The following is an 18,783-nucleotide window of genomic DNA, read 5'->3' as shown; positions in this document are numbered from 1 at the left end:
CCGCGTTACCTCAGACCGCGTCGACGCCCGTCTCGTCGGTCCGAATCTGGTAGGCCTCCGAGACCGGGAGGATGAAGATTTTGCCGTCGCCCGGTTCGCCCGTGTGGGCGGCCTCGCTGAGCGCTTCGGCAACGTCCTCGGCGTCGATGTCCGCGACGACGATTTCGATTTTCACCTTCTGGTGGAGGTCGACCGTGTACTCCTCGCCGCGCCACTGCTCGGTCATCGCGGGCTGGCTGCCGCGCCCGCTGACGTCCGTGACCGTCAGACTGGGCGCGCCGACTTCCGCCAGCGCCTGCTTCGCTTCCGAGAGCTTGTCCGGCCGGATAACCGCCATGACGAGTTCGATGTCGCTTTCAGTCATCTTCGTTCACCCCACTGCCGTCGGTTGCCATAGCTCCACTGTCCCCGCTGGTGACCGTGACGCCGCCGTCGCCGGCGGTGTCGACGAACTCGGGGTACGCCGTGTACCCGTGCTCGCTGCGGTCGAGCCCGATGTCTTCGTCGTCCTCGTCGGGGCGGAGCCCGACGGCGACGTCCGCGATTTTGAACACGATTGCGGTCGTGACGACGGTCCAGACGACGATGACGCCGATGCCGACCGCCTGCATCAGGAACTGCGAGGCGGAGAAGCCGTCGACCGCGAACACCGGAATCAGCAGCGTCCCGATTGCGCCCGCGCTCCCGTGGACGGGGAAGACGGCCGCGACGTCGTCGATTTTGAGCGTATCCGTGACCCAGCGGTAGACGATGGGCGCCTGTGCGCCGCCGATGATACCGAGGACGAGGCCGCCGACCCACGTGACGTGGGGGACGGCGCCCGTGACTGCGACGAGGCCGGCGAGCAGGCCGCTCGCGGTGAACAGCGGGTCGGGCTTGCCGTCCGACCAGCCGGTCACGAGCGCGGCGGCGACTGCGCCGCCGCCCATGCCGAGGGTGGTGTTCAGCGCGACGCGACCGAGCGCGTCACCGTTGAACGAGAGCGCGCCGTCCGTGACGCTGAGCACTGCCGCTTGCGTGCCGACGTTGAAACCGTACCAGCCGAACGCGAGGATGAACGTCCCGAGCACGGCCAGCGTGATGGAGTGACCGGGAATCGGCTGACTGTTGCCGTCGGAGTCGTAGCGACCGCGGCGCGGGCCGACCATGTACGCGCCGACGAGGCCGGCGATGCCGCCGAGCATGTGGACGACGGTCGCGCCCGCGAAGTCGAGGAAGCCGGCACCGATGGCCTGACCGACGTAGCCCGCGCTCGACAGCAGGCCGTTGCCGCCCCACGCGAACCCGGCGACGACCGGGTAGATGAACGCCGTGAGGCCGATGGAGTAGAAGACGTACGCCTTGAATTTGATGCGCTCGGCGACCGCCCCGCTGACGATGGTCGCCGCGGTCATCGCGAACACGGCGCTGAACAGGTACGAGCCGATCCACGCGCTCGGGTCGTTGACGTACGCGAACGCCGCGGAGACGCTCACTTCCGCCCCGGGCGTCGTGAGAGCCCCCGCGAGCCCGAAGACACCGAGCCCGAGCACGAAGAACACGAGTACGCCCATCCCCCAGTCCATGAGGTTCTTCATGAGGACGTTGGCGACGTTCTTCGCGCGTACCTGCCCCGCCTCCAGCAGCGCGAAGCCAGGCTGCATGAAGAAGATGAGGAAGCAGACCACGAGCGTCCAGACGGTGTTGACGCCGTCGACGATGGTGCCGGCGTCCGCCTGCGCGAGGAGTGCCCCCTCAAGCATCGTCGCGCCCCTCCACACCTGCCGCAGCCGGAACTGCGTTCAGTGAACTGTGTAATTCTTGCATAATACGACTATTAATCTCCGAGATTGCTACACGTTCGGGCATTAAATACGTCACATCGCTGGACACCACGCTCCTACACTAAACGTTAACGTATAAACGCCTAATCGAATGGCATGACGATAGAATTATACTGAATATATAAGGACAATCCAACCGATTCCTCAATAAATACAGTTTATTACTGGACGTTCATCACATGAGGAGTTGTTACTTTCGTATGCGCGGCGTATACTCGCGAAGCGAACATAATTCCATCCGTCGAGCTAGTGAGAACGAGGCTGGACGACGAACCCGGACTGCGAAACGCGCGTGGCGACTCGGGGGTGCCGAGTTACAAGAGAGTGATGCCGACGCTGTACGCCCACCCGGTCGTGGCGTACGCGGCGATGGCGAGCGCGCCGCCCGCGAGGGCGACGTTCTTCAGGAAGCCGGTCATCTCGTCCTGCTGTTGGTCTTCGGGGACCGCCCAGAAGTCGTGCATGGTGAGCGCGGAGACCAGGAGGAACCCGGCGAGTGCGACGGCACCGACGACCGGCAGGACGCCCGCGGCGACCGAGAGGCCGCCGAGTACGAGCACCGCACCGGACGCGAGCACCGAGAACTTCGGCGCCGGGAGGCCCTTGTGCTGGGCGTAGCCAGTCATCCCTTCGAGTTGCATGAAGTGGTTGAGGCCCATGAACGCGAGGACGCCGCCGTACAGCACGCGCGCGACCAGCAGGAGGACGTCGGCGGCCGCCATCAGGCCGACACCTCCGCGTCGAAGTCGGCGTGGTCGTCGAGCGATGCAGCCGCGTCGGCTGACGTCTGGATAGTAGCTTTCACAACGTTACTTGGTTCGTCGCGGAACCTACTTGTACGTTTGGCGATACGCGGGCCACCGGGTGACACGCGTGTCGCCGACTAGTCGGCCGCCTGTAACGATGCGCTCAGAGTGGCGTCTCAGGCCTCGTCGCCGACGATACCGTCGATCCACGGCCCGACAACCGCGAACTCGTCGTCGGTGACCTCGTGGCCGACGCCCTCGTAGACGCGCTCGGTGACGTCGCCGGCCAACGCGCGGAACATGGCCGCGGTCTCGTGGACGCGCTCGACGGGCACGTTCGGGTCGCTGTCGCCGACACCGAGGAAGACCGGCGCGCCGCCGAGCGAGCCGTCGTAGGCGGCCGAGTCGACTTCCTCGCCGAGCAGACCGCCGCTCAACGCAGCGACGCCGCCGTACCTGCGGGGGTTGCGCGCGGCGTACTCGCTGGCGAGGAATGCGCCCTGCGAGAACCCGAACAGGACCACGTCCTCGACGGATACGCCCCAATCGCGCACGTCGGCGAGCACGCGGTCGACGGCCGCGAGCGCCGAGGAGACGTGCGGCTCGTTTCGCTCGACTGGCGCGAACGACGAGTACGGATACCACCGGCTGCGCGCGGCGTCGGGCGCGACGAACGTCACGCCGTGGCGGTACAGCGGCTCCGCGAGGTTCACGACGCCCTGCGCGGTCGCGCCGCGCCCGTGCAGCAGGACGACCACGGCGTCCGCCACGGACGCAGGTGCGCCCGCGGTGACGACCGGCTGGTCGGCGTGCGGGTCGCCGTCAGTCATCCAGATACGGGACCGAGAGCGGCGGGAGCTGGCGCTCGATGAGGTCGCGGTCCTCGACGAACTGGTCGGGCAACGCGAGCGACTCTCCGAGTTCGTCGATGTCCTCGTCGAACGCGAGTCCGGGCTTCTCCGTGGCGAGTTCGAACAGGATGCCGCCGGGTTCGCGGACGTACAGCGAGTGGAAGAAGTACCGGTCGTGCACGCGCGAGATGTCGTAGTCGCGCTCGCGGAGGAAGTCGTGCCACTCGTACAGTTCCTCGACGCTCTCGGCGCGCACGGCGACGTGCTGAATCGAGCCCGTGCCCTCGCGCCCGAACTCGCTCGTCGAGCGGTCGAGCAGGTCGATTACGGTCGCGTACTCGCCGTCGGCCTCGTATCGAATGCGCGTCTCGTCGCGCGTGCGCTCCTCGCCCGCGAGTTCGAAGCCCAGCGTCTCCAGCAGCGCGCCGGTCGTGTAGGGGTTCGTCGGGAGCGCGGTGACGCTGTGCACGCACCGAATCGCGTATTCCTCGGGGACGGGGCCGCCGGTCCACGGCTCGACGGGTGCCTCTCCCTCGACGAGTTCGACGTTCGTGCCGTCCGGGTCGGTGAAGCGGAGCACGCGGTCACCGAACCGGCTGTCGGTCCCGATTGCGTCCACATCGTGGTCGGCGAGGCGGCCGCACCAGTAGGGCAGCGAACCCTCTGGGACGACGAACGCCACCGCCGAAATCTGGGGCTTGCCGACGCGACCCGGCACCTCGTTGGGGTACGGGAAGCACGTCAACACGGTTCCGGGGTCGCCGGACTCGTTCCCGTAGAAGAGGTGGTAGCGCAGCATGTCGTTCTGGTTGACCGTGCGCTTGACGAGCCGCAGGCCGAGCGTGCCGACGTAGAAGTCGACGTTGCGCTGGGCGGACTCGACGAGGCCGGTGACGTGGTGGATGCCGGGCGTGTCAGTGAGCACGATTGGGAGAACCGAGACGTGAGACGTTCAGTAGCCGACGCCGGTGGAGGCGTCGGGCAGGTCCGCGGGTTCGGCGTCGAGGCCGAGCTCTTCGAGGGCCTGCTTCATGTGGCGGTCCTCGGCGAAGTCCGCGCCGTCCTCCTCGCGGAGGCGCTGGGCGGTCGCCAGCACTTCGCCGCGGCGGTCGTCCGGGATGTCGTACTTGTCCGCGGAGAGTTCGACGATGAGGCCGTTGTTGTCCTGCGTGTACAGCGAGAAGAAGATGCCGCGGTCGAAGACGTTGTAGCCGTGGCCGGCGTCGTCGAGGGCTTCCATGACGTCCTCGAAGTCCTCCGCCGCAATTGAAAAGGAGAGGTGGTGGACGCTGCCTGTCTGCGTGGGGATGCGGCCGCGGTTCGAGGCGCGGTCGTCGCTGACGAAGACGGTGAGGATGCGGCCGTCGCCGGTGTCGAAGAACAGGTGCGTCTGCGAGGGGTCGTCGAGGTTCGGCTGGCGGAGCACGAGCGGCATCCCGAGCAGGTCGCGGTAGAACGCGATGGTGTCGTCGGGGTTGCTCCCCCAGATGGTGATGTGGTCGGTGCCCGTGGTCCGGAACGGGCTGTCGGGCGCTTCCGCGGAGACGGGAATGGATTCGTCTGCCATACCCTCCCGTAGGCCGCCCGGTCGGATAAGCGCTCGCGGGTGTCGACGCCACCGGGTGACACGCACGTCATCGGGCCGGGGAACGTCACCGATTTATTCGGGAGCGGCGTACCCGCGAGCGTGCAGATTGTGGGGTACGAGACGACGCCCGGCGAGGGGCCGGCCGCACTCCGCGTCGCCAGCGAGGGGCGCGTCGAGCGCGTGCCGCTGCTGGCGGGCGAGTCACTGGCGTACGCGCTCGACGAGCGCCACTGCGCGGGCGCGACCGAGGAGGACGTCCACGAGGCCTGCGGGAACGAGGACGCACCGTACTGCGACGACCACACGTCGATGTGGCCGTGCGCGCGCTGCGTCGGGAACTGCGCGATGCCCCTCGAGTCGTGCCACGAGGAGCACGCAATCTACCTCGCGGCGTTCGCGCCGGACACGTTCAAGGTAGGCGTGACGCGCTCGTGGCGCCTCGACACGCGGCTGCGCGAGCAGGGTGCGGACCGCGCGGCCCACATTCGGACCGTCGAGGACGGCAAGCGTGCGCGGCAAATCGAGTACGGCATCGCCGAGGAAATTCCCGACCGCGTGCGCGTCCCCACCAAAATCCGGGGGTTCGCCGAGCGCGTGGACGACGCCGCGTGGGAGTCCCTCGTCGCGGCGTACGACCCCATCGAGCGCTTCGACTTCGACTACGGGCTGGCCTTCGACGCGCGCCCGGTCGCGGAGACGATGGCCACGGGGACCGTGCTCGGCACGAAGGGGCGCGTGCTCGCGCTGGAGCGCGGCGGGACGACGTACGCCGTGGACATGCGCGACCTCGTGGGCTACGATATCACCGGGGGTGCGAGCGAGCGGGACCGCCAGTCGAGTCTCGGCGCGTTCTAGAAGCGGCGAACGCGACCGTGGAAAGCGACTTTTTTCCGTGCGGGTAGTGAACCAGATGGTATGGCAGACGACGAACCCGACGCCGAGAACGAGGGAGACGAGGAGGAGAAGTCCTTCCGAGAGCGCGTCGAGGAAATCCGAGAGGAACGCGCGCAGGAACGGGACGAGGGCGAGGACGGCGAAGGCGGCCCCCGCGAGCGCATGCAGGAAGCCATGGGCGGCGGTGGCGGCCCGCCCGGCATGGGTGGCGGCGGTGGCGGCGGCAACCCGTTCGCGCAGATGATGGGCGGCATGATGGGTGGCGGCGGCGGTGGCGGCCCGCCCGGCATGGGTGGCGGCCGCGGCGAGGAGTCCGAGGGCGGCACCAGCGAGAAGGTGGAGCGCGAGCTCGAGCAGCTCCGCAAGGAGCTCGAGCGCACGAACAACAAGCTCGACCGCATCGCGAACGCGCTCGAAGACTAGCGCAGTTCGCCGTACAGCTCTTCTAAGTCGTCGATTGCGCGTTCGACGCTAATCGCCTCGCGGCGCGCGAGACAGTTCTGTGTGAGGCGTTCGCGTTCGTCGAGCGTGCGCTCGATGGCCTCGCGGAAGCCGTCGATGTCGCCGGGCTCGTAGTGATAGCCGGTTTCGCCGTCGTCGACGGTCTCGGCGAGCGCGCCGGCGTTCACCCCCGCGACGGGCGTCCCGCAGGCGTTGGCTTCCAGCGCGACGAGTCCCTCCGTCTCGACGGGACTCGGGAACGCGAACGCGTCCAGCGCGGAGTAGAACGCCGGCAGTTCCTCGCGGTCGAGGAACCCCAGGAAGCGCACGTCGGCGTCGCGCTCCCGGGCTTCGGCTTCGAGGTCGTCGCGGGCGGGGCCGTCGCCGCCGAAGACGACCGTCGCGTCCAGCCCTTCGGCGGCCGCGAGCAGGTCCGAGAGCCGCTTCTCGTAGCCGTGGCGGCCGGTGTAGCCGACCAGCGCCTCGTCCTCGGGGAGGTCGTGGCGCGCGAGGAAGTCGTCGGTGTCGACCGGCTGGAACGTCTGAATGTCGACGCCGTTCGGGAGCGGTTCGACTGGCGCGTCGACGCCGAGGTCCCAGACGTGGTCGCGGGTGCGCTCACTCGGCGTCAACACGAGGTCGGCGTGGTCGAGGAACCACCGCTCCCAGCCCTCGCTCGCGCGCCGGACGACGCCGGTCGCCACGTCGGGGACGACGTAGTTGGCGTACTCAGCGGTCGGCGTGTGGTAGGACGCAACAAACGGGAGGTCGTGCTTGCGCGCGAACCGCAGGCCGGCGAGCCCGAGGCCGAACGGCGTGTGCGCGTGCACGACGTCGACGTCGAGGTCCACGACGGCGCTCGGCGTGCGCGGGAGCGCCATCCGGTAGCCCTCGTAGAACGGGAACGGGAGGCTCGGGACGCTGTGCTCGGCGGGGCCAGCGTCGTAGTCCGCGCGCGGGTAGACGACCGGCATCTCGCCGCCCCGGGACTGCCAGCGGTCGTGCCACGTCGAAACCGTGTAAGTCACGCCGTTGACCGTCGGCAGGTACGAATCCGTGAACGCCGCGACGGTCGGCAGGTCCTCGCTCACGCTACCCCTCCGCATCGCCGGCAGCGACCTCTTCCGGTGGTACGCCGTCGACGAGGCCCTGGTAGGCGGCTTCGAGTTCGTCGCCGACCCGAGCGAGGCTGTGCGATTCGGCGGTCTCCCGGGCGTTCTCGCCGAGGCGCTCCCGGAGCTCGGGGTCGTCGGCGAGCCGCTGGAGGGCGTCTCGGAACTCCTCGAACGTCGAGCACATCAGGCAGTCCTCGCCGTCCGTGAAGAACTCCCGGAACACGTCGATGTCCCGGAGGACGACCGGCTTCCCGCAGGCCATCGCCTCCAGGACGGCGATGCCCTGGTTCTCGACTTTCGCGGGGAAGAGGTAGACGTCGCCCGCGCCGAACGCCGCGCGCTTGTCCTCCATGTAGCCCGTGAACGTCACGTTCTCGGGCGGATTGTTCACCCACTTTCGCGTGGCTTTCCCGGCCTGTGGTCCCTCGTCGTAGGGGCCGAACCACGCGAAGTCGTACTCCGTAGCCTTCGCGAGTTCGCAGAACATCGTGAGGCCCTTGCGCTCGAACACCTCGCCGACGGCGTACACGACCATGCCGTCGAGGTCGAAGCGCTCTCGGGTGTCCTCACGGAACTCGTCGTAGCCTTCGAGGCTCTCGACGTCCACGCCGTTCGAAATCTGCACGATTGGCGCGTCCACGGGGTAGGATTCGAGGACGCCTTTCGTGTACTCGCTGGGGCAGAGCACGAGGTCTGCCTGCGAGTAGAACCACCGCAGGTAGGGCTCCAGCGCGGGGGCGACCGTCGACGACCCCCTGAAGGACTCCGCGAAGTCCTCCTTCGTGACGTGCGCGTGCAGCACGAGCGGAATGTCGTTTTGCCTGGCGTGCTGCGCGACCGCGACGCTGCCCGGCCCGACGAGGTTGCAGTGCGCGAGGTCGTACTCCTGGAAGTAGCCCTCGCCAGCGAACAGTGTGCCCAGCGACTGCACCGGGTTACCGGCACGCCACGGCGTCTCCACCACCTCGACGTCCGTCGTCGCGAGGGCCTCGCGCTGCTGGCGCGTCGCCGTCACGATGCCCCCCCGGAGCCGGTCCTCGAATTCGAGGTAGTTCAGCGCCCGCATCGTCCGACGCAAGCCGGCCGTAGCCGATAATCCTACCGGAACTGTCTTCGGTCACCCACGCCTGCCCGTAGATATGTCCATCGCGGCGGAGCGAATCGAGCGACTGCACGCCCTCGCGCGGGAGGCCGCCCGCGAGGGCGACGACGACCGCGCCCGCGAGTACGTCCGGCTCGCGCGCCGGCTCGCGGAACGCAACCGGCTCACGCTCCCCCGAGAATTCCGGCGGTTCACCTGCGACGCCTGCGACGCCTACCTGATTCCAGGCCGGAACGCCCGCGTCCGCACGCAGGACGGCCACGTCGTCGTCACCTGCGACTGCGGCCACCAAGCGCGGTACCCCTACGAGTAGCCGGCGCGGCCGATGCAACAACCTTCAAAGCCTCGCGGCCTGAATTGTCGATAGAACATGAGCGAGGACCTAGCGAAGCAAGCCCACGAGGCCGACGTCACGGTCTGGGTGGGGAAGGCGGGCGTGGACGCGGTCGCGGACGAACTCTCGGACCAACTCGACGACCGGGACGTCGTGAAAGTGAAGTTCCTGCGTTCGGCGCGCGGCGAGGGCTCCACCGAGGAGCTCGCCGACCAGCTCGCGGACCTCGCCGGCGCGGACGTCGTGGAGACGCGCGGGAACACGGCGGTGTACCAGTAATGCCAGTGGAGCCGCTGCCGTTCATCCGGGAACTCGTGCCGCAGTACGCGGGTGCAGTCACGCAGTTCCTCTACTTCGTCGCGGCGTTCGTCACCATCTACCTCGTCGGGAAGGTGGTCGTGCGCCCGCTGTTCGACCGCGTGCTCCGCCGCCGCGACCTCGACGCACACGCCCGCAAACCCCTCCAGAAGCTCGTGAACTTCGCCGTCGTCTTCGTCGCCATCTCGGTGGCGTTCGGGTTCGCGGGCTACGGAAACTTCCTGACGAGCCTCGCGACCATCGCCGCCGCGGCGACGCTCGCCGTCGGGTTCGCGATGCAGGACGTCATCAAGAACTTCGTCGCGGGCGTGTTCATCTACACGGACGAGCCGTTCCGCGTCGACGACTGGATCGAGTGGGACGGCAACGCCGGCGTCGTCGAGGACATCAGCCTCCGCGTCACCCGCGTGCGCACGTTCGACAACGAACTGCTCACGGTGCCGAACTCGAATCTCACGGACGACGTCATCAAGAACCCGGTGGCGAAGGACAAGCTCCGCCAGCAGTTCCTGTTCGGCATCGGCTACGACGACGACATCGACGAGGCCACCGAAATCATCGTCGAGGAAGCCGAGGCCCACGACGGCATCCTCGACGACCCCGGCGTGACGGTGCGGCTGACCGAACTCGGCGACTCCTACGTCGGGCTCAAGTCGCGGTTCTGGATTACCAACCCCTCGCGCTCGGACTTCGTGAAGACCCGCAGCGAGTACGTCCAGTCGGTCAAGGAACGCTTCGACGAGGCGGGCATCGACATCCCGTACCCGATTCGCACGCTCGATGGCGAGGTCGAGATTTCGGGGTCGCCGGCGACCGAACATCTCGAATAGCGCGGCTCGCGCCGGCGTCGCGAGCTAGCCTTCCGTTTCTGCGTGTTCGCGCCATCCACGAGCAGCCTCGTGAGGGCGGTTCGACGTCGAGACGAAGTTCAAGCGCGCGTAGCGCGCTGGCCGACGAACTGTCGAAATGACGCACGGAGCCGTCGCTGAGCGGTGTTTTAGCGTAGATTTTGCAGCCGTGAGCCGGCGGCTCGTGGCTGGAAAAGGTACGTATGAATGATGGACGGGCCGAGGTGGCCCGGCGTTCCTGCCCGGGTAGTCCCGGTCGCCTTCTCCACCCCGCGACCCTCCGAGCGACGAGCGTTCGGTGCTCCGCTGCTCACTTCCGTGCCTGACGGAGTGGCACCGACGAACCGCGACGGCGACACCCTTGCAGGTGCGCGCCGCGGACCGCCGTCCCCGAAGGACGAGGCTTCCACGTTGGCTTCCGGGGCCCGGACGGGTCGACCGGACTCCCCCGGATTTCGGCCCCCGCTGATGACTGTCTCGCGGGTAGCGGGCGGGGCCAAACCGCCCGGCCTAGTCCACTTCTTCGTAGTCGACTCCCTCTTAAGGGCCTTTCGGGACGATTCGTCTATTGCTCGGTGCCGTGCAGCGCTCGACCAGCTTCGGACGAATGGAAGACCGCGAATCGCGATCGGCCGATTCGACCGCCACGAGGCGTACGCCGACTTCCTCGCGGACCTTGCCGCGGCGTGGCCCGAGTGACGCCAGCGCGAGGGAAACGGTCATCCCGGGCGAACGTCTACTGCCGGCCATGGGATTCGGTTCGACCGCGAAGAAGCTCCAGAAAGTGACGGAGATGGCGGACAAGCTCTACGAGCGCTTCGAGCAGCTCCGCGAGCAGGTCAACGACCTGACCGAGACCGTCGAGGACACCCACGGCCGCGTCGCCGACCTCGAAGCCGAGCTCGCCGAGCAGCGCGCGCTCGTCGAAGCGCTCGCCGAGAAGGAGGGCGTCGATGTCGAGAGCGTCGTCGGCGACGCCGGTACTGAGTCCGAGGCCGCCGCGGAGGCTGGTGTCGGCGACGCCGGCAGCGAGCGTGTGGATGGCAACGACTAAAGAACCCAGGCAAGAATTACCGCGCAGATGACCACCCACCGGAGGCCGCTGGACTCGGTGCTAGAGACTATCGGGGAGACGCCGCTCGTGCGCGTTCACGCGTCGCCCGACGACGTCCCGGTGTACGCGAAACTGGAGTCGTTCAACCCCGGCGCGAGCGTGAAAGACCGCATCGGGAAGTACATGCTCGAAGCGATGCTCGACTCGGGCGAGCTCCCCGAGGGCGGCACCGTCGTCGAGCCGACCGCCGGCAACACCGGCATCGGGTTCGCGGTCGCCGCCGGCCAGCTCGACGTCGACGCCGTCTTCGTCGTTCCCGAGCGCTTCAGCGTCGAGAAACAGCAGTTGATGCGCGCGCTCGGTGCCGACGTCATCAACACGCCCACCGAGGACGGGATGGGCGGCGCCATCGAGCGTGCCCACGAGCTCGCCGAGGAACTGGACGACGCCGTCGTCCCCCAGCAGTTCTCGAACCCGTTGAACCCGCAAGCCCACTACGAGACCACGGGCCCCGAAATCGGCGAGGCGCTCGACGGCGAGGTCGGCGCGCTCGTCGCGGGCTGTGGCACCGCGGGCACGCTCATGGGCACGGGACGGTTCCTCCGCGAGCGAGTGCCCGACCTCCACGTCACGGCCGTCGAACCGAAGGGGTCGCTGTACGCGACCACACGGGGAACCGACGTCGAGAAGAGCGAGTACAAGACCGAGGGTATCGGCACCCACGACCCCTCTACGAACGAGCTGTTCGACCCCGAGTTCGTCGACGACGTCGTCCAGATTCCCGACGAAGACACGCACGCGGAGATGCAGCGGCTCGCCCGCGAGGAGGGCCATCTCGTGGCGTCCAGCTCCGCCGCGAACGGTCTCGCAGCGCTGGGCGTCGCCGAGCGCGCGGCGGCCGGCGACCTCGACTTGCCACACGACTGCGTGGTCACCGTCTTCCCGGACTCCAGCGAACGCTACCTCTCGAAGGGCGTCTACGGCAGCTACGAGGAGTGGGAGGGCTGACGCCACCCGACCACTGTCGGTGCGGGAGCGTTCGCACAACGCGTCACTCGACGAAGCCTATAACTCGGACTGTCGAGAACCGGGCCGACGTCCCCATGGACCTCTCGAATATCCCACAAGCCGCCGAAGCTGACGCCGACGGGTTTCGCAAGGAGAACAACCGCCTCCTCGGCATCCCGGTCGACGGGACCGTGATGATTCGTGCCGGCTCGATGGTCGGTTACACCGGCGAACTGACGTTCACCGGGAAGTCGACCGCCGAGGGCGGCCTCACCGGCTTCGTCAAGGAAGCCGTGACCAGCGAAGGGACGCCAGTCATGGCCGCGGAAGGCTCCGGCTACCTCTACGTCGCCGACCGCAGCAAGAAAGTCCAGACTCTCGACCTCGACGCCGGCGAGTCGCTCTCCGTCAACGGCAACGACGTGCTCGCGTTCGAGTCGAGCGTCGACTACGAAATCAACACCGTCGGCAGCCTCTCGGGAGCTGCCGCGAGCGGGCTGACGAACGTCTACCTGACCGGACCCGGCGAAGTCGCCGTCACGACGCACGGCGACCCGCTGGTCGTGACGCCACCCGTGAAGACCGACCCCGACGCGACAGTCGCGTGGAGCGACGGACTCTCGCCGTCGTTCTCCGTGAACAAGGCGCTCGAAATCGGGCAGACTTCCGGCGAGTCCGTCCAGATGGAGTTCACCGCCGACGAGGGGTTCGTCGTCCTCCAACCCCACGAAGAAGGCGGGCAGATGTAGAGTAGGGTTTCAGGCCTTCAAGCGGCCGTACTCGACTTTCATGCACTTGTCCTGGACGACGCGCAGCCCCGCGTCTTCGGCGCGCTGGGCGGCGTCGTCGTCGCGGATGCCGAGTTGCGTCCAGACGACCTGCACGTCGTCGCGCGCGATGGCCTCGTCGACGATGCCCGCGACCTCCTCGCTGGGCCGGAACACGTCAACGATGTCGACCTGTTCGTCGACGTCGGACAGCGAGTCGTAGGCTTCCCGCTCGAAGAGTTCGTCGGCGTACGGGTTCACGGGAATCACGTCGTAGCCGTGGTCGAGCAAGTACTGCGGGACGTCGTGGGCGGCCTTCCCGGCCGTCGAGGAACAACCGACGACGGCGACGTGGTCGTACTCCAGAATCTCCCCGAGTTCGGCGTCTGATTCGACGGGCATACGCTCTCGTTGGGCGGCCGCGGCGAAAAAGCTACAGGTCGCGCCAGTCGGTGCCGTCGTCGATGCCGACGAGGCGCGCCTCGAAGCCGCCGTCCTCGCGCTCGCGAATCGTGACGATGCCGTCGAACAGCTGCTTGAGCGTGCTCACCGTCTGCTCGTCGTGGGCGCTGGAGTCGACGACGAACACGCCGAGGGCGTCCGCGCTCTGCACGCGCCCCGTGAACACGTGGAGGAAGCGGAACACCGTCTGGAGGTCCGAGTACATCAACAGCGTCGACAGCGAGTGCAGGAGGATGCGGTTGCGGGTGACGCCGCGCTGCTGGTAGAGCGCGCGCAGCAGCTCGGAGAGCTCGATACCGATGCCGGTGAGGTCCACCGGCGAGGACGCGTAGCGCACGAGCTCGGACTCCGTCGCCGTCCCCATCCCCTGCTGTTTGGTGACGCAGTCGACGACGCCCAGCAGCGGCTCGGCCTCGCCGACGTGCTCGGCGAAGTCCTCGATGATGCGCTCGGCGCTGTCCTTCGTCGACACGACGATGGCACCCTCGCCTTCCCGAGCGCCGGTCGCGAGGATGTCGAATCCGAAGTCTCGCTTGCCGCTCATCGGCGGTCCCTCGACGAGGATGTTGGTCCCCGGGTCGACGTTCACGTCCGAGAAGGCCGCGCCAAGCTCGTACATTATGCTACCCCTCGCGTCCCGACTGCGACCGGGGGGTGGCGTGTCGACGAGTCGTGCTCCCCCGTTCTCATCTGCCCGAAAGATATGCTGATTCGCTTATATTCCTTTTGATTGGCCACCTTACGGGGCGGCCAGCCGACCGGCGATGAACGCTACAGCGGCGACGAACGTCCCGGCCTTCAGTAGTTGCTGGCCCGCCTCCGGGTCGTCGAAACTCCGGTACGCCGCCGCCAACATCACCGCGTCCGCGGGTGCCACGACGACGAGATACCAGACGCCAAACGTCCCGACCAGGTACGGCACCGGACTCGCAAGCACGGCGACGACCAAGAGGACGGTGCCGAGCACGAGCGCGCGCCGCTCGCCCACGACGATGGGGAGCGTCCGCAGCCCTTCCTCGCGGTCACCGGCCACGTCCTCGACGTCCTTGATGACCTCGCGCGTGAACGTCGACAGCGCCGCCAGCACCGCGAGCACGCCGCCCGCCAGCGGGTCGCCCACGGCTGCCGCGCCGAACAAGAACGTGCTCCCGACGAGGTACGCCACGAGCGCGTTCCCCGCGCCCGGCAGCCCCTTGAAGTACTCCGTGTACGTCACCAGTCCGAGGAGGTTCACCGCCGCGATGCCCAGCGCCAGCGGCGGCAACTGCAGCGCGAGCACCATCGCACCCGCGAACAGCACGAGACTGAACGCGAGCGCACCGCGCGCCGACACCGCGCCCCGCGGAATCGGCCGCTCCGGATCGTTGATGCGGTCGATCTCCCGGTCGAAGTAGTCGTTTATCGCCATCCCCGCCGCCGTCGCGAACCACGTCGCCCCCACCGCGGCCGCCGTCGCCGCCGGCTCCGCGAACGCCCCACCGGCGACGAACGCCCCGATGAACGTCAACGCACCCGCCGCGACCGTGTTTACCGGCCGCGTGAGCTCCACCAGCCCTCGAACTGTCGCCGCCACGCTCATGCCCACGCCTACGCGGACCACCCCGAATAAAGGAGGCGATACGACCGAACCTCCGCCCGTACCGAATCACCGGGTTTAAAGCCGACCTCCGTCTACGTTCGCGTGCCGGGCGCTTAGCTCAGCTTGGACAGAGCACTTGGCTTCGGACCAAGACGCCGCGGGTTCAAATCCTGCAGCGCCCATGATTTTGTGACGAACGCACGTGAGGAGCTAAATCTGGGCCGAAGGGTTTGAACCCTGGCAATCGCGCGCAGCGAAGCGAGCACGTCTGCTTCCGGTTCAAATCCTATAGCACCATTTCGGGGGTTCTCACAAGGCCGGCCCCGATGATTTCGCACGACCGGTTTCTACCGAATCCTCCGAAGTCTCACGTCATTCGCTACCGAGTAACTGCCTGCCTCTCACGCTGGTCCCATCTTCCGTCGTGAGGACCTCCGTCGAACTCGTTCGAGCAGGCCCACCGAATTGGCTCACACTGTACACACGGCAACGGCTAAGTGGACAGGCTCACAACGTACACATCATAAGCGCCGACAAGAAGCGAGTGCAATTCCGCGCTCCGGACCGCCTCATCGACCGCACAGACGCACTCGCAACCGTTCTCGGCGAGGACCGAACCGACATCCTCGTCACTGCCCTCCGCGAGTACCTCCAAGACGCCACCCACGACGACGCCCTCACCCAGGAAATCGCCGCCGCCTACTACGACGACGAAATCTCCTACGACCAACTCAAATCCCTCGTCGGCGCCGAAGAAGCTGCGAACCTCCGTGTCCTCAAGCAGCAACTGAACGAAGACTTCGCCGACGACATCGCCGAGCAATAAATGACGACGCTCGTCGCAGACACCTCCGCACTCGTCAGCCTTGGTATCCCAGCTGATGGCGACTTCAGCCCGCTCTCACTATGTTTCTCCGCCTACGACGTCCGCATTCCGACTGTCGTTGTGGACGAGCTCCGCGAAATCGCGTCCTACGACGACGAACACGGTCGCGCCGCGACTGAAGTTCTGGACCGAATCGACGACGCGATGACCCAGACAGTCGAACTAGACTCGGAATTTCCACTCGACGACGGCGAGAACGCCGCCGTGACGCTCGCGAACGACACCGAAGCAGCCTTCCTGCTGTGTGACGAATTCAATCGACTCGGGCTCATTCACGCGTCGCTGGCCGATACGCGACTCGTCACGACGCAGACGCTCCTCTCGGTATTCGTTCGAACGAAGCAACTGTCTTCGGAGGATGCGCTTGCACTCCTCGCCGACATCAGTACGGCCCGCAGTTGGGACGACAACAGCTACGTCCAACGCACACGCTCGCTCCTCACGAACGGCTAGAAGCGAACTGATTGCGGCTGTTCGTCACTCGCTGGTGGCCGTCAATACGCTCCGGATCATCCTAAACGGTTCGTCGTGAGCATCTAGAAACGTCGTTGCCGAGCTAAAACGAGAGTGTCAGTACCACACACTCCAACTTCGGTACGAAGTCGAAACGTCTCTTTCTACCGAGTAGCTGTTTAATTCTTCGTGGAGGTAAGATACGGAATCTACGTCAGCCTGTTTCTCTTCCTTATTTCTTCACCTGATGGGTACTTCGTCTGCATGTGCGAAATCATCCGCAGTACAGAAGTCTAACGAGCTTAGAGAAGTTCAACGGGATGTTGCAGGTTAAGAAATCTCCCGAGAGAAGGAGTCTGAATCTGCTATACTACGTGTCGGATAAAGCGTAGCTGCCACCCAGTCTAAAACGAAAAAGATGGATGAAAGGTTAGGCGCTGCCTTCGATGCTAACTTCTTCTTGAGCGACTACCGTTCTTGAATCACCGCTACCTACGGCCGTTACAGTTACCGTCACGGTAGTGTCAGTGGAAGTTTCATTTGGTTGGACTGTAGCTGTACCCCCCACATTATCAATATTAGCGGTTAGGCTATCACTGATATTAACTTCGGAACCACTGGGAACCGACACGTTCAGGTGGTCTGCGTTACCCTCACTAATCCACGTCACTGTAGCCGTGCCGTCGTCATTTTCGCTAATGTCTGCCCCGGCCTGCACGTTCTGGCTGACCTGGTCGCCGAAGCCGAGTACGAAGCTGGCGATGACGGCGGCCAGGATGACTGTAATCGCTACCATCAGGATGACGCCGATGACCGGCGAGACCCCACGTTCGTCGCGGTCAGGGATTTCGAAGCTGATTTTCATGGTTCTCGTCACACGCATGACACCGATGGTCAGCGCTTACACTCAAATTGCCATCGCTTGTAATAAAACCCCTGTGGCAGGTCATAGCCAATCTAACACGTGAAAGACGCTCGTCTGACGAGTGAGAGGGGGCAGACCGTGGCGATGCCACGGCCCCACGAAGAAATCAACGTCGAGATGCTGACTGACCTCGGAATTCTACCGGGGTGAACGTACTCCTCCCACCCACAGTGAAAGTTTTGTGGCCAATCTCGGCACGGCGTCGAATTCCCGATAGCGAGAATCCATTCAGGTGCGCGAGTCGCGCCGTTTTTCCGGCCGTGCGGCGCGTATTCCAGCATGGCGACACTCGGCACGAAACTGGTGCAGATGGACGCGGTGCCCGCGGTGTTACACTACGCGGACGGCGGGCAGGATGGCCCGCTGGAGATTCAACACGTGCAGGTCGAGGACGACACCGTGAAGGCGGTGATTCACGTACAGGCGGGCGGGACGCAGTCGCTCGCGCGGATTACGGGCGGGCTCGACGACGACGAGTTCGAACTCCAGATTCCGACCGAGCCCGCGGACTTCGACTCCGTGGAGGCGTTCCTGGCTGCCGACGACATCTTCGAGACCGCGAAAACCATCGTCGACATCCAGACGGACCTCTGACTCGGGTTACACGACCGAATCGGGCGCTACTCGTCGGCCTGTCCGGGGTCGCGGCCCGGCACGAGCCCCTGCGCCATGAGTCGGCGCGCGACGACGACGAGCCCGTTCCCGACGCCGGTGCCGAAGATGGCTTGCTCGGTGTGCGTGTCGGGCATGATGGAACTCACGAGGAACGACGATTGGTCGACGAGCATGAGCCGACCGATGGCGACGTCGTGGTCGGCGTCAGTCTCGCTCCGGAGCCACTCCAGCCCGGAGATGAACGTCGTGGCTCCCGGCACCGCGTCCTGAATCTCGGTCTGTGCGGACGCCGAGACGGTGCCGATGGCCAGGTCGACGCCGTCGGGGAGGCCGTTGAGGTGTTCGACGAGTTCGTCGGTCAACAGCGCGTCGTCGCCGACGACGAACACGACGTCGTCGTCGGCGTCCTCGACGAGTTGGTTCGCGCGGTTCGCAATCGCGGTCTGTCCGGTCAGCGTCCACACCTCCTGGACTGAGGACTTCGCGTCGCTCTCGACGCTCTCGACGGCTTCGAGCGCGTCGTGGAGCTGTTCGACGCGGGATTCGTACCGGTCGCGCAGCGTCTCGGTGGCTTCCGCCAGCGGGACGGCGCGGAACTGCTGGGGACTGGAGTGCTGAATTTCGACGAGTCCCTGTGCTTCGAGGACGCGAATCGCGTCGTAAATCCGTGTTCGCGGCACGTCGGTGATTTCGCTGAGCTTTTTCGCTGTGCCCGTCGGAACCCGTGTCAGGCCGACGAAGCACTTGGCTTCGTACTCTTTCAAGCCGAGTTCTTGGAGGACGTCGATGGCCTCCTCGGCGGTCTCGTTCCTGGTCATGTGTCCCAACGCGCAGCCCGGGCGAGTCCGGGGTTGGTGGGAGAGTAGCACTGCAGGACGGATATGCGTTGTTACTGTAGTCATCAGTAGCGTTGGCAGTGATTCGTTCGGAAGTGCTGCAAACTGCCTTTCCGACGGTTTTCAGAGAATTATTTG

24 protein-coding genes, 1 tRNA gene and 1 other RNA gene are annotated in these 18,783 nt (G+C 66.1%); 12 read left to right on the top strand and 14 right to left on the bottom strand.

All coding sequences use genetic code 11. The features are described 5' to 3' along the window. Window positions 1–10: 10 nt before the first annotated feature. From LT974_RS03510 to LT974_RS03485, 6 genes are all read right to left on the bottom strand, one after another. Complete coding sequence (locus LT974_RS03510; RefSeq protein WP_269073539.1) at window positions 11–364, bottom strand: P-II family nitrogen regulator; 354 nt, start codon at window positions 362–364, stop codon at window positions 11–13. After that, a complete protein-coding gene (locus LT974_RS03505) occupies window positions 357–1,742 on the bottom strand; it encodes an ammonium transporter (RefSeq protein ID WP_232589282.1) in 1,386 nt (461 codons plus the stop codon). Before LT974_RS03505 ends, LT974_RS03510 begins: the two co-directional genes overlap by 8 nt. Before the next feature lie 395 nt (window positions 1,743–2,137). Beyond that, window positions 2,138–2,545, bottom strand: a complete 408-nt coding sequence (locus LT974_RS03500; RefSeq protein WP_232589281.1) for a DoxX family protein — start codon at window positions 2,543–2,545, stop codon at window positions 2,138–2,140. A 200-nt stretch (window positions 2,546–2,745) separates the two neighbouring features. Next, window positions 2,746–3,399: an alpha/beta hydrolase gene (locus tag LT974_RS03495; protein WP_232589280.1), complete on the bottom strand. Its 654-nt coding sequence runs from the start codon at window positions 3,397–3,399 to the stop codon at window positions 2,746–2,748. Next, the gene (locus tag LT974_RS03490; RefSeq protein ID WP_232589279.1) at window positions 3,392–4,345 is read right to left on the bottom strand and encodes a VOC family protein; all 954 of its coding nucleotides are present in this window, start codon (window positions 4,343–4,345) and stop codon (window positions 3,392–3,394) included. The genes LT974_RS03495 and LT974_RS03490 overlap by 8 nt, the downstream gene beginning before the upstream one ends. A gap of 27 nt (window positions 4,346–4,372) precedes the next feature. Continuing rightward, the gene (locus tag LT974_RS03485) at window positions 4,373–4,987 is read right to left on the bottom strand and encodes a VOC family protein (RefSeq protein ID WP_232589278.1); all 615 of its coding nucleotides are present in this window, start codon (window positions 4,985–4,987) and stop codon (window positions 4,373–4,375) included. 120 nt (window positions 4,988–5,107) lie between these two features. Here LT974_RS03485 and LT974_RS03480 point away from each other — a divergent pair, with 120 nt between their 5' ends. Then, on the top strand, window positions 5,108–5,863 hold the full coding sequence (locus LT974_RS03480; RefSeq protein WP_232590213.1) for a DUF2797 domain-containing protein: 756 nt from the start codon (window positions 5,108–5,110) through the stop codon (window positions 5,861–5,863). A 60-nt stretch (window positions 5,864–5,923) separates the two neighbouring features. Next, complete coding sequence (locus LT974_RS03475) at window positions 5,924–6,325, top strand: hypothetical protein (RefSeq protein ID WP_232589277.1); 402 nt, start codon at window positions 5,924–5,926, stop codon at window positions 6,323–6,325. On the opposite strand, the gene LT974_RS03470 is transcribed toward LT974_RS03475, so the two are convergent. Both LT974_RS03470 and LT974_RS03465 read right to left on the bottom strand, forming a co-directional pair. Beyond that, window positions 6,322–7,434 carry a glycosyltransferase gene (locus LT974_RS03470; RefSeq protein WP_232589275.1) on the bottom strand — a complete coding sequence of 371 codons (1,113 nt, stop codon included), beginning with the start codon at window positions 7,432–7,434 and terminating at the stop codon, window positions 6,322–6,324. The two genes, LT974_RS03475 and LT974_RS03470, sit on opposite strands and share 4 nt — an antisense overlap. Window position 7,435: 1 nt before the next feature. Then, complete coding sequence (locus tag LT974_RS03465) at window positions 7,436–8,524, bottom strand: glycosyltransferase family 4 protein (protein ID WP_232589274.1); 1,089 nt, start codon at window positions 8,522–8,524, stop codon at window positions 7,436–7,438. Between the two features lie 73 nt (window positions 8,525–8,597). On the opposite strand from LT974_RS03465, the gene LT974_RS03460 reads away from it, so the two are divergent. Genes LT974_RS03460 through LT974_RS03450 form a run of 3 tightly spaced genes read left to right on the top strand, consistent with a single transcriptional unit; the run spans window position 8,598 to window position 10,042 of the window. Further along, window positions 8,598–8,873: a ribonuclease P protein component 4 gene (locus tag LT974_RS03460; protein ID WP_232589273.1), complete on the top strand. Its 276-nt coding sequence runs from the start codon at window positions 8,598–8,600 to the stop codon at window positions 8,871–8,873. Window positions 8,874–8,930: 57 nt separating this feature from the next. Beyond that, a complete protein-coding gene (locus LT974_RS03455; protein ID WP_230889946.1) occupies window positions 8,931–9,173 on the top strand; it encodes a YhbY family RNA-binding protein in 243 nt (80 codons plus the stop codon). Further along, window positions 9,173–10,042 (top strand): mechanosensitive ion channel family protein, encoded by an 870-nt coding sequence (locus LT974_RS03450; RefSeq protein WP_232589272.1) that lies wholly within the window; start codon window positions 9,173–9,175, stop codon window positions 10,040–10,042. Before LT974_RS03455 ends, LT974_RS03450 begins: the two co-directional genes overlap by 1 nt. 226 nt (window positions 10,043–10,268) lie before the next feature. Here the strand turns inward: LT974_RS03450 and ffs are convergent. Continuing rightward, an RNA gene (ffs, locus tag LT974_RS03445) (signal recognition particle sRNA) lies at window positions 10,269–10,581 on the bottom strand. A gap of 227 nt (window positions 10,582–10,808) precedes the next feature. On the opposite strand from ffs, the gene LT974_RS03440 reads away from it, so the two are divergent. The 3 genes from LT974_RS03440 to LT974_RS03430 all read left to right on the top strand — a co-directional run bounded on the left by LT974_RS03440 (window position 10,809) and on the right by LT974_RS03430 (window position 12,871). Next, window positions 10,809–11,114 (top strand): DUF5798 family protein, encoded by a 306-nt coding sequence (locus LT974_RS03440; protein ID WP_232589271.1) that lies wholly within the window; start codon window positions 10,809–10,811, stop codon window positions 11,112–11,114. 27 nt (window positions 11,115–11,141) lie between these two features. After that, window positions 11,142–12,122, top strand: a complete 981-nt coding sequence (locus LT974_RS03435; RefSeq protein ID WP_232589270.1) for a PLP-dependent cysteine synthase family protein — start codon at window positions 11,142–11,144, stop codon at window positions 12,120–12,122. A gap of 95 nt (window positions 12,123–12,217) precedes the next feature. After that, on the top strand, window positions 12,218–12,871 hold the full coding sequence (locus tag LT974_RS03430) for an AIM24 family protein (protein ID WP_232589269.1): 654 nt from the start codon (window positions 12,218–12,220) through the stop codon (window positions 12,869–12,871). A 9-nt stretch (window positions 12,872–12,880) separates the two neighbouring features. Here LT974_RS03430 and LT974_RS03425 read toward each other — a convergent pair whose 3' ends face one another. From LT974_RS03425 to LT974_RS03415, 3 genes are all read right to left on the bottom strand, one after another. Then, the gene (locus LT974_RS03425) at window positions 12,881–13,291 is read right to left on the bottom strand and encodes a CoA-binding protein (protein WP_232589268.1); all 411 of its coding nucleotides are present in this window, start codon (window positions 13,289–13,291) and stop codon (window positions 12,881–12,883) included. 31 nt (window positions 13,292–13,322) lie between these two features. Beyond that, window positions 13,323–13,970, bottom strand: coding sequence for an RAD55 family ATPase (locus tag LT974_RS03420; RefSeq protein WP_232589266.1), 648 nt, complete (start codon window positions 13,968–13,970; stop codon window positions 13,323–13,325). A 120-nt stretch (window positions 13,971–14,090) separates the two neighbouring features. Beyond that, window positions 14,091–14,930, bottom strand: a complete 840-nt coding sequence (locus LT974_RS03415) for a geranylgeranylglycerol-phosphate geranylgeranyltransferase (protein ID WP_232589265.1) — start codon at window positions 14,928–14,930, stop codon at window positions 14,091–14,093. Between the two features lie 107 nt (window positions 14,931–15,037). On the opposite strand from LT974_RS03415, the gene LT974_RS03410 reads away from it, so the two are divergent. From LT974_RS03410 to LT974_RS03400, 3 genes are all read left to right on the top strand, one after another. Then, a tRNA-Arg gene (locus tag LT974_RS03410) sits at window positions 15,038–15,112 on the top strand. 341 nt (window positions 15,113–15,453) lie between these two features. Beyond that, on the top strand, window positions 15,454–15,756 hold the full coding sequence (locus LT974_RS03405; protein ID WP_232590299.1) for a hypothetical protein: 303 nt from the start codon (window positions 15,454–15,456) through the stop codon (window positions 15,754–15,756). Then, the gene (locus LT974_RS03400) at window positions 15,757–16,269 is read left to right on the top strand and encodes a hypothetical protein (RefSeq protein WP_232589264.1); all 513 of its coding nucleotides are present in this window, start codon (window positions 15,757–15,759) and stop codon (window positions 16,267–16,269) included. A 430-nt stretch (window positions 16,270–16,699) separates the two neighbouring features. Here the strand turns inward: LT974_RS03400 and LT974_RS03395 are convergent, their stop codons facing one another. Then, complete coding sequence (locus tag LT974_RS03395) at window positions 16,700–17,134, bottom strand: type IV pilin (RefSeq protein WP_232589262.1); 435 nt, start codon at window positions 17,132–17,134, stop codon at window positions 16,700–16,702. 339 nt (window positions 17,135–17,473) lie between these two features. Here LT974_RS03395 and LT974_RS03390 point away from each other — a divergent pair, with 339 nt between their 5' ends. Continuing rightward, window positions 17,474–17,788, top strand: coding sequence for a hypothetical protein (locus LT974_RS03390; RefSeq protein WP_232589261.1), 315 nt, complete (start codon window positions 17,474–17,476; stop codon window positions 17,786–17,788). Window positions 17,789–17,814: 26 nt separating this feature from the next. Here LT974_RS03390 and LT974_RS03385 read toward each other — a convergent pair whose 3' ends face one another. Next, window positions 17,815–18,627: a TrmB family transcriptional regulator gene (locus LT974_RS03385; RefSeq protein ID WP_232589260.1), complete on the bottom strand. Its 813-nt coding sequence runs from the start codon at window positions 18,625–18,627 to the stop codon at window positions 17,815–17,817. Between the last annotated feature and the right edge of the window lie 156 nt (window positions 18,628–18,783).

It is taken from the genome of Halobacterium noricense, assembly GCF_021233435.1.
Taxonomy (GTDB): Archaea; Halobacteriota; Halobacteria; order Halobacteriales; family Halobacteriaceae; genus Halobacterium; species Halobacterium noricense.
This window is presented reverse-complemented; position numbering and strand designations above follow the sequence as displayed.

Coding starts and splice junctions, on each gene's coding strand:
- LT974_RS03460 (WP_232589273.1), top strand. CDS start 8,598: ATGTCCATCGCGGCGGAGCGAATCGAGCGACTGCACGCCCTCGCGCGG.
- LT974_RS03385 (WP_232589260.1), bottom strand. CDS start 18,627: ATGACCAGGAACGAGACCGCCGAGGAGGCCATCGACGTCCTCCAAGAA.
- LT974_RS03435 (WP_232589270.1), top strand. CDS start 11,142: ATGACCACCCACCGGAGGCCGCTGGACTCGGTGCTAGAGACTATCGGG.
- LT974_RS03465 (WP_232589274.1), bottom strand. CDS start 8,524: ATGCGGGCGCTGAACTACCTCGAATTCGAGGACCGGCTCCGGGGGGGC.
- LT974_RS03395 (WP_232589262.1), bottom strand. CDS start 17,134: ATGAAAATCAGCTTCGAAATCCCTGACCGCGACGAACGTGGGGTCTCG.
- LT974_RS03450 (WP_232589272.1), top strand. CDS start 9,173: ATGCCAGTGGAGCCGCTGCCGTTCATCCGGGAACTCGTGCCGCAGTAC.
- LT974_RS03475 (WP_232589277.1), top strand. CDS start 5,924: ATGGCAGACGACGAACCCGACGCCGAGAACGAGGGAGACGAGGAGGAG.
- LT974_RS03390 (WP_232589261.1), top strand. CDS start 17,474: ATGGCGACACTCGGCACGAAACTGGTGCAGATGGACGCGGTGCCCGCG.
- LT974_RS03485 (WP_232589278.1), bottom strand. CDS start 4,987: ATGGCAGACGAATCCATTCCCGTCTCCGCGGAAGCGCCCGACAGCCCG.
- LT974_RS03455 (WP_230889946.1), top strand. CDS start 8,931: ATGAGCGAGGACCTAGCGAAGCAAGCCCACGAGGCCGACGTCACGGTC.
- LT974_RS03415 (WP_232589265.1), bottom strand. CDS start 14,930: ATGAGCGTGGCGGCGACAGTTCGAGGGCTGGTGGAGCTCACGCGGCCG.
- LT974_RS03420 (WP_232589266.1), bottom strand. CDS start 13,970: ATGTACGAGCTTGGCGCGGCCTTCTCGGACGTGAACGTCGACCCGGGG.
- LT974_RS03505 (WP_232589282.1), bottom strand. CDS start 1,742: ATGCTTGAGGGGGCACTCCTCGCGCAGGCGGACGCCGGCACCATCGTC.
- LT974_RS03500 (WP_232589281.1), bottom strand. CDS start 2,545: ATGGCGGCCGCCGACGTCCTCCTGCTGGTCGCGCGCGTGCTGTACGGC.
- LT974_RS03510 (WP_269073539.1), bottom strand. CDS start 364: ATGACTGAAAGCGACATCGAACTCGTCATGGCGGTTATCCGGCCGGAC.
- LT974_RS03425 (WP_232589268.1), bottom strand. CDS start 13,291: ATGCCCGTCGAATCAGACGCCGAACTCGGGGAGATTCTGGAGTACGAC.
- LT974_RS03495 (WP_232589280.1), bottom strand. CDS start 3,399: ATGACTGACGGCGACCCGCACGCCGACCAGCCGGTCGTCACCGCGGGC.
- LT974_RS03400 (WP_232589264.1), top strand. CDS start 15,757: ATGACGACGCTCGTCGCAGACACCTCCGCACTCGTCAGCCTTGGTATC.
- LT974_RS03440 (WP_232589271.1), top strand. CDS start 10,809: ATGGGATTCGGTTCGACCGCGAAGAAGCTCCAGAAAGTGACGGAGATG.
- LT974_RS03430 (WP_232589269.1), top strand. CDS start 12,218: ATGGACCTCTCGAATATCCCACAAGCCGCCGAAGCTGACGCCGACGGG.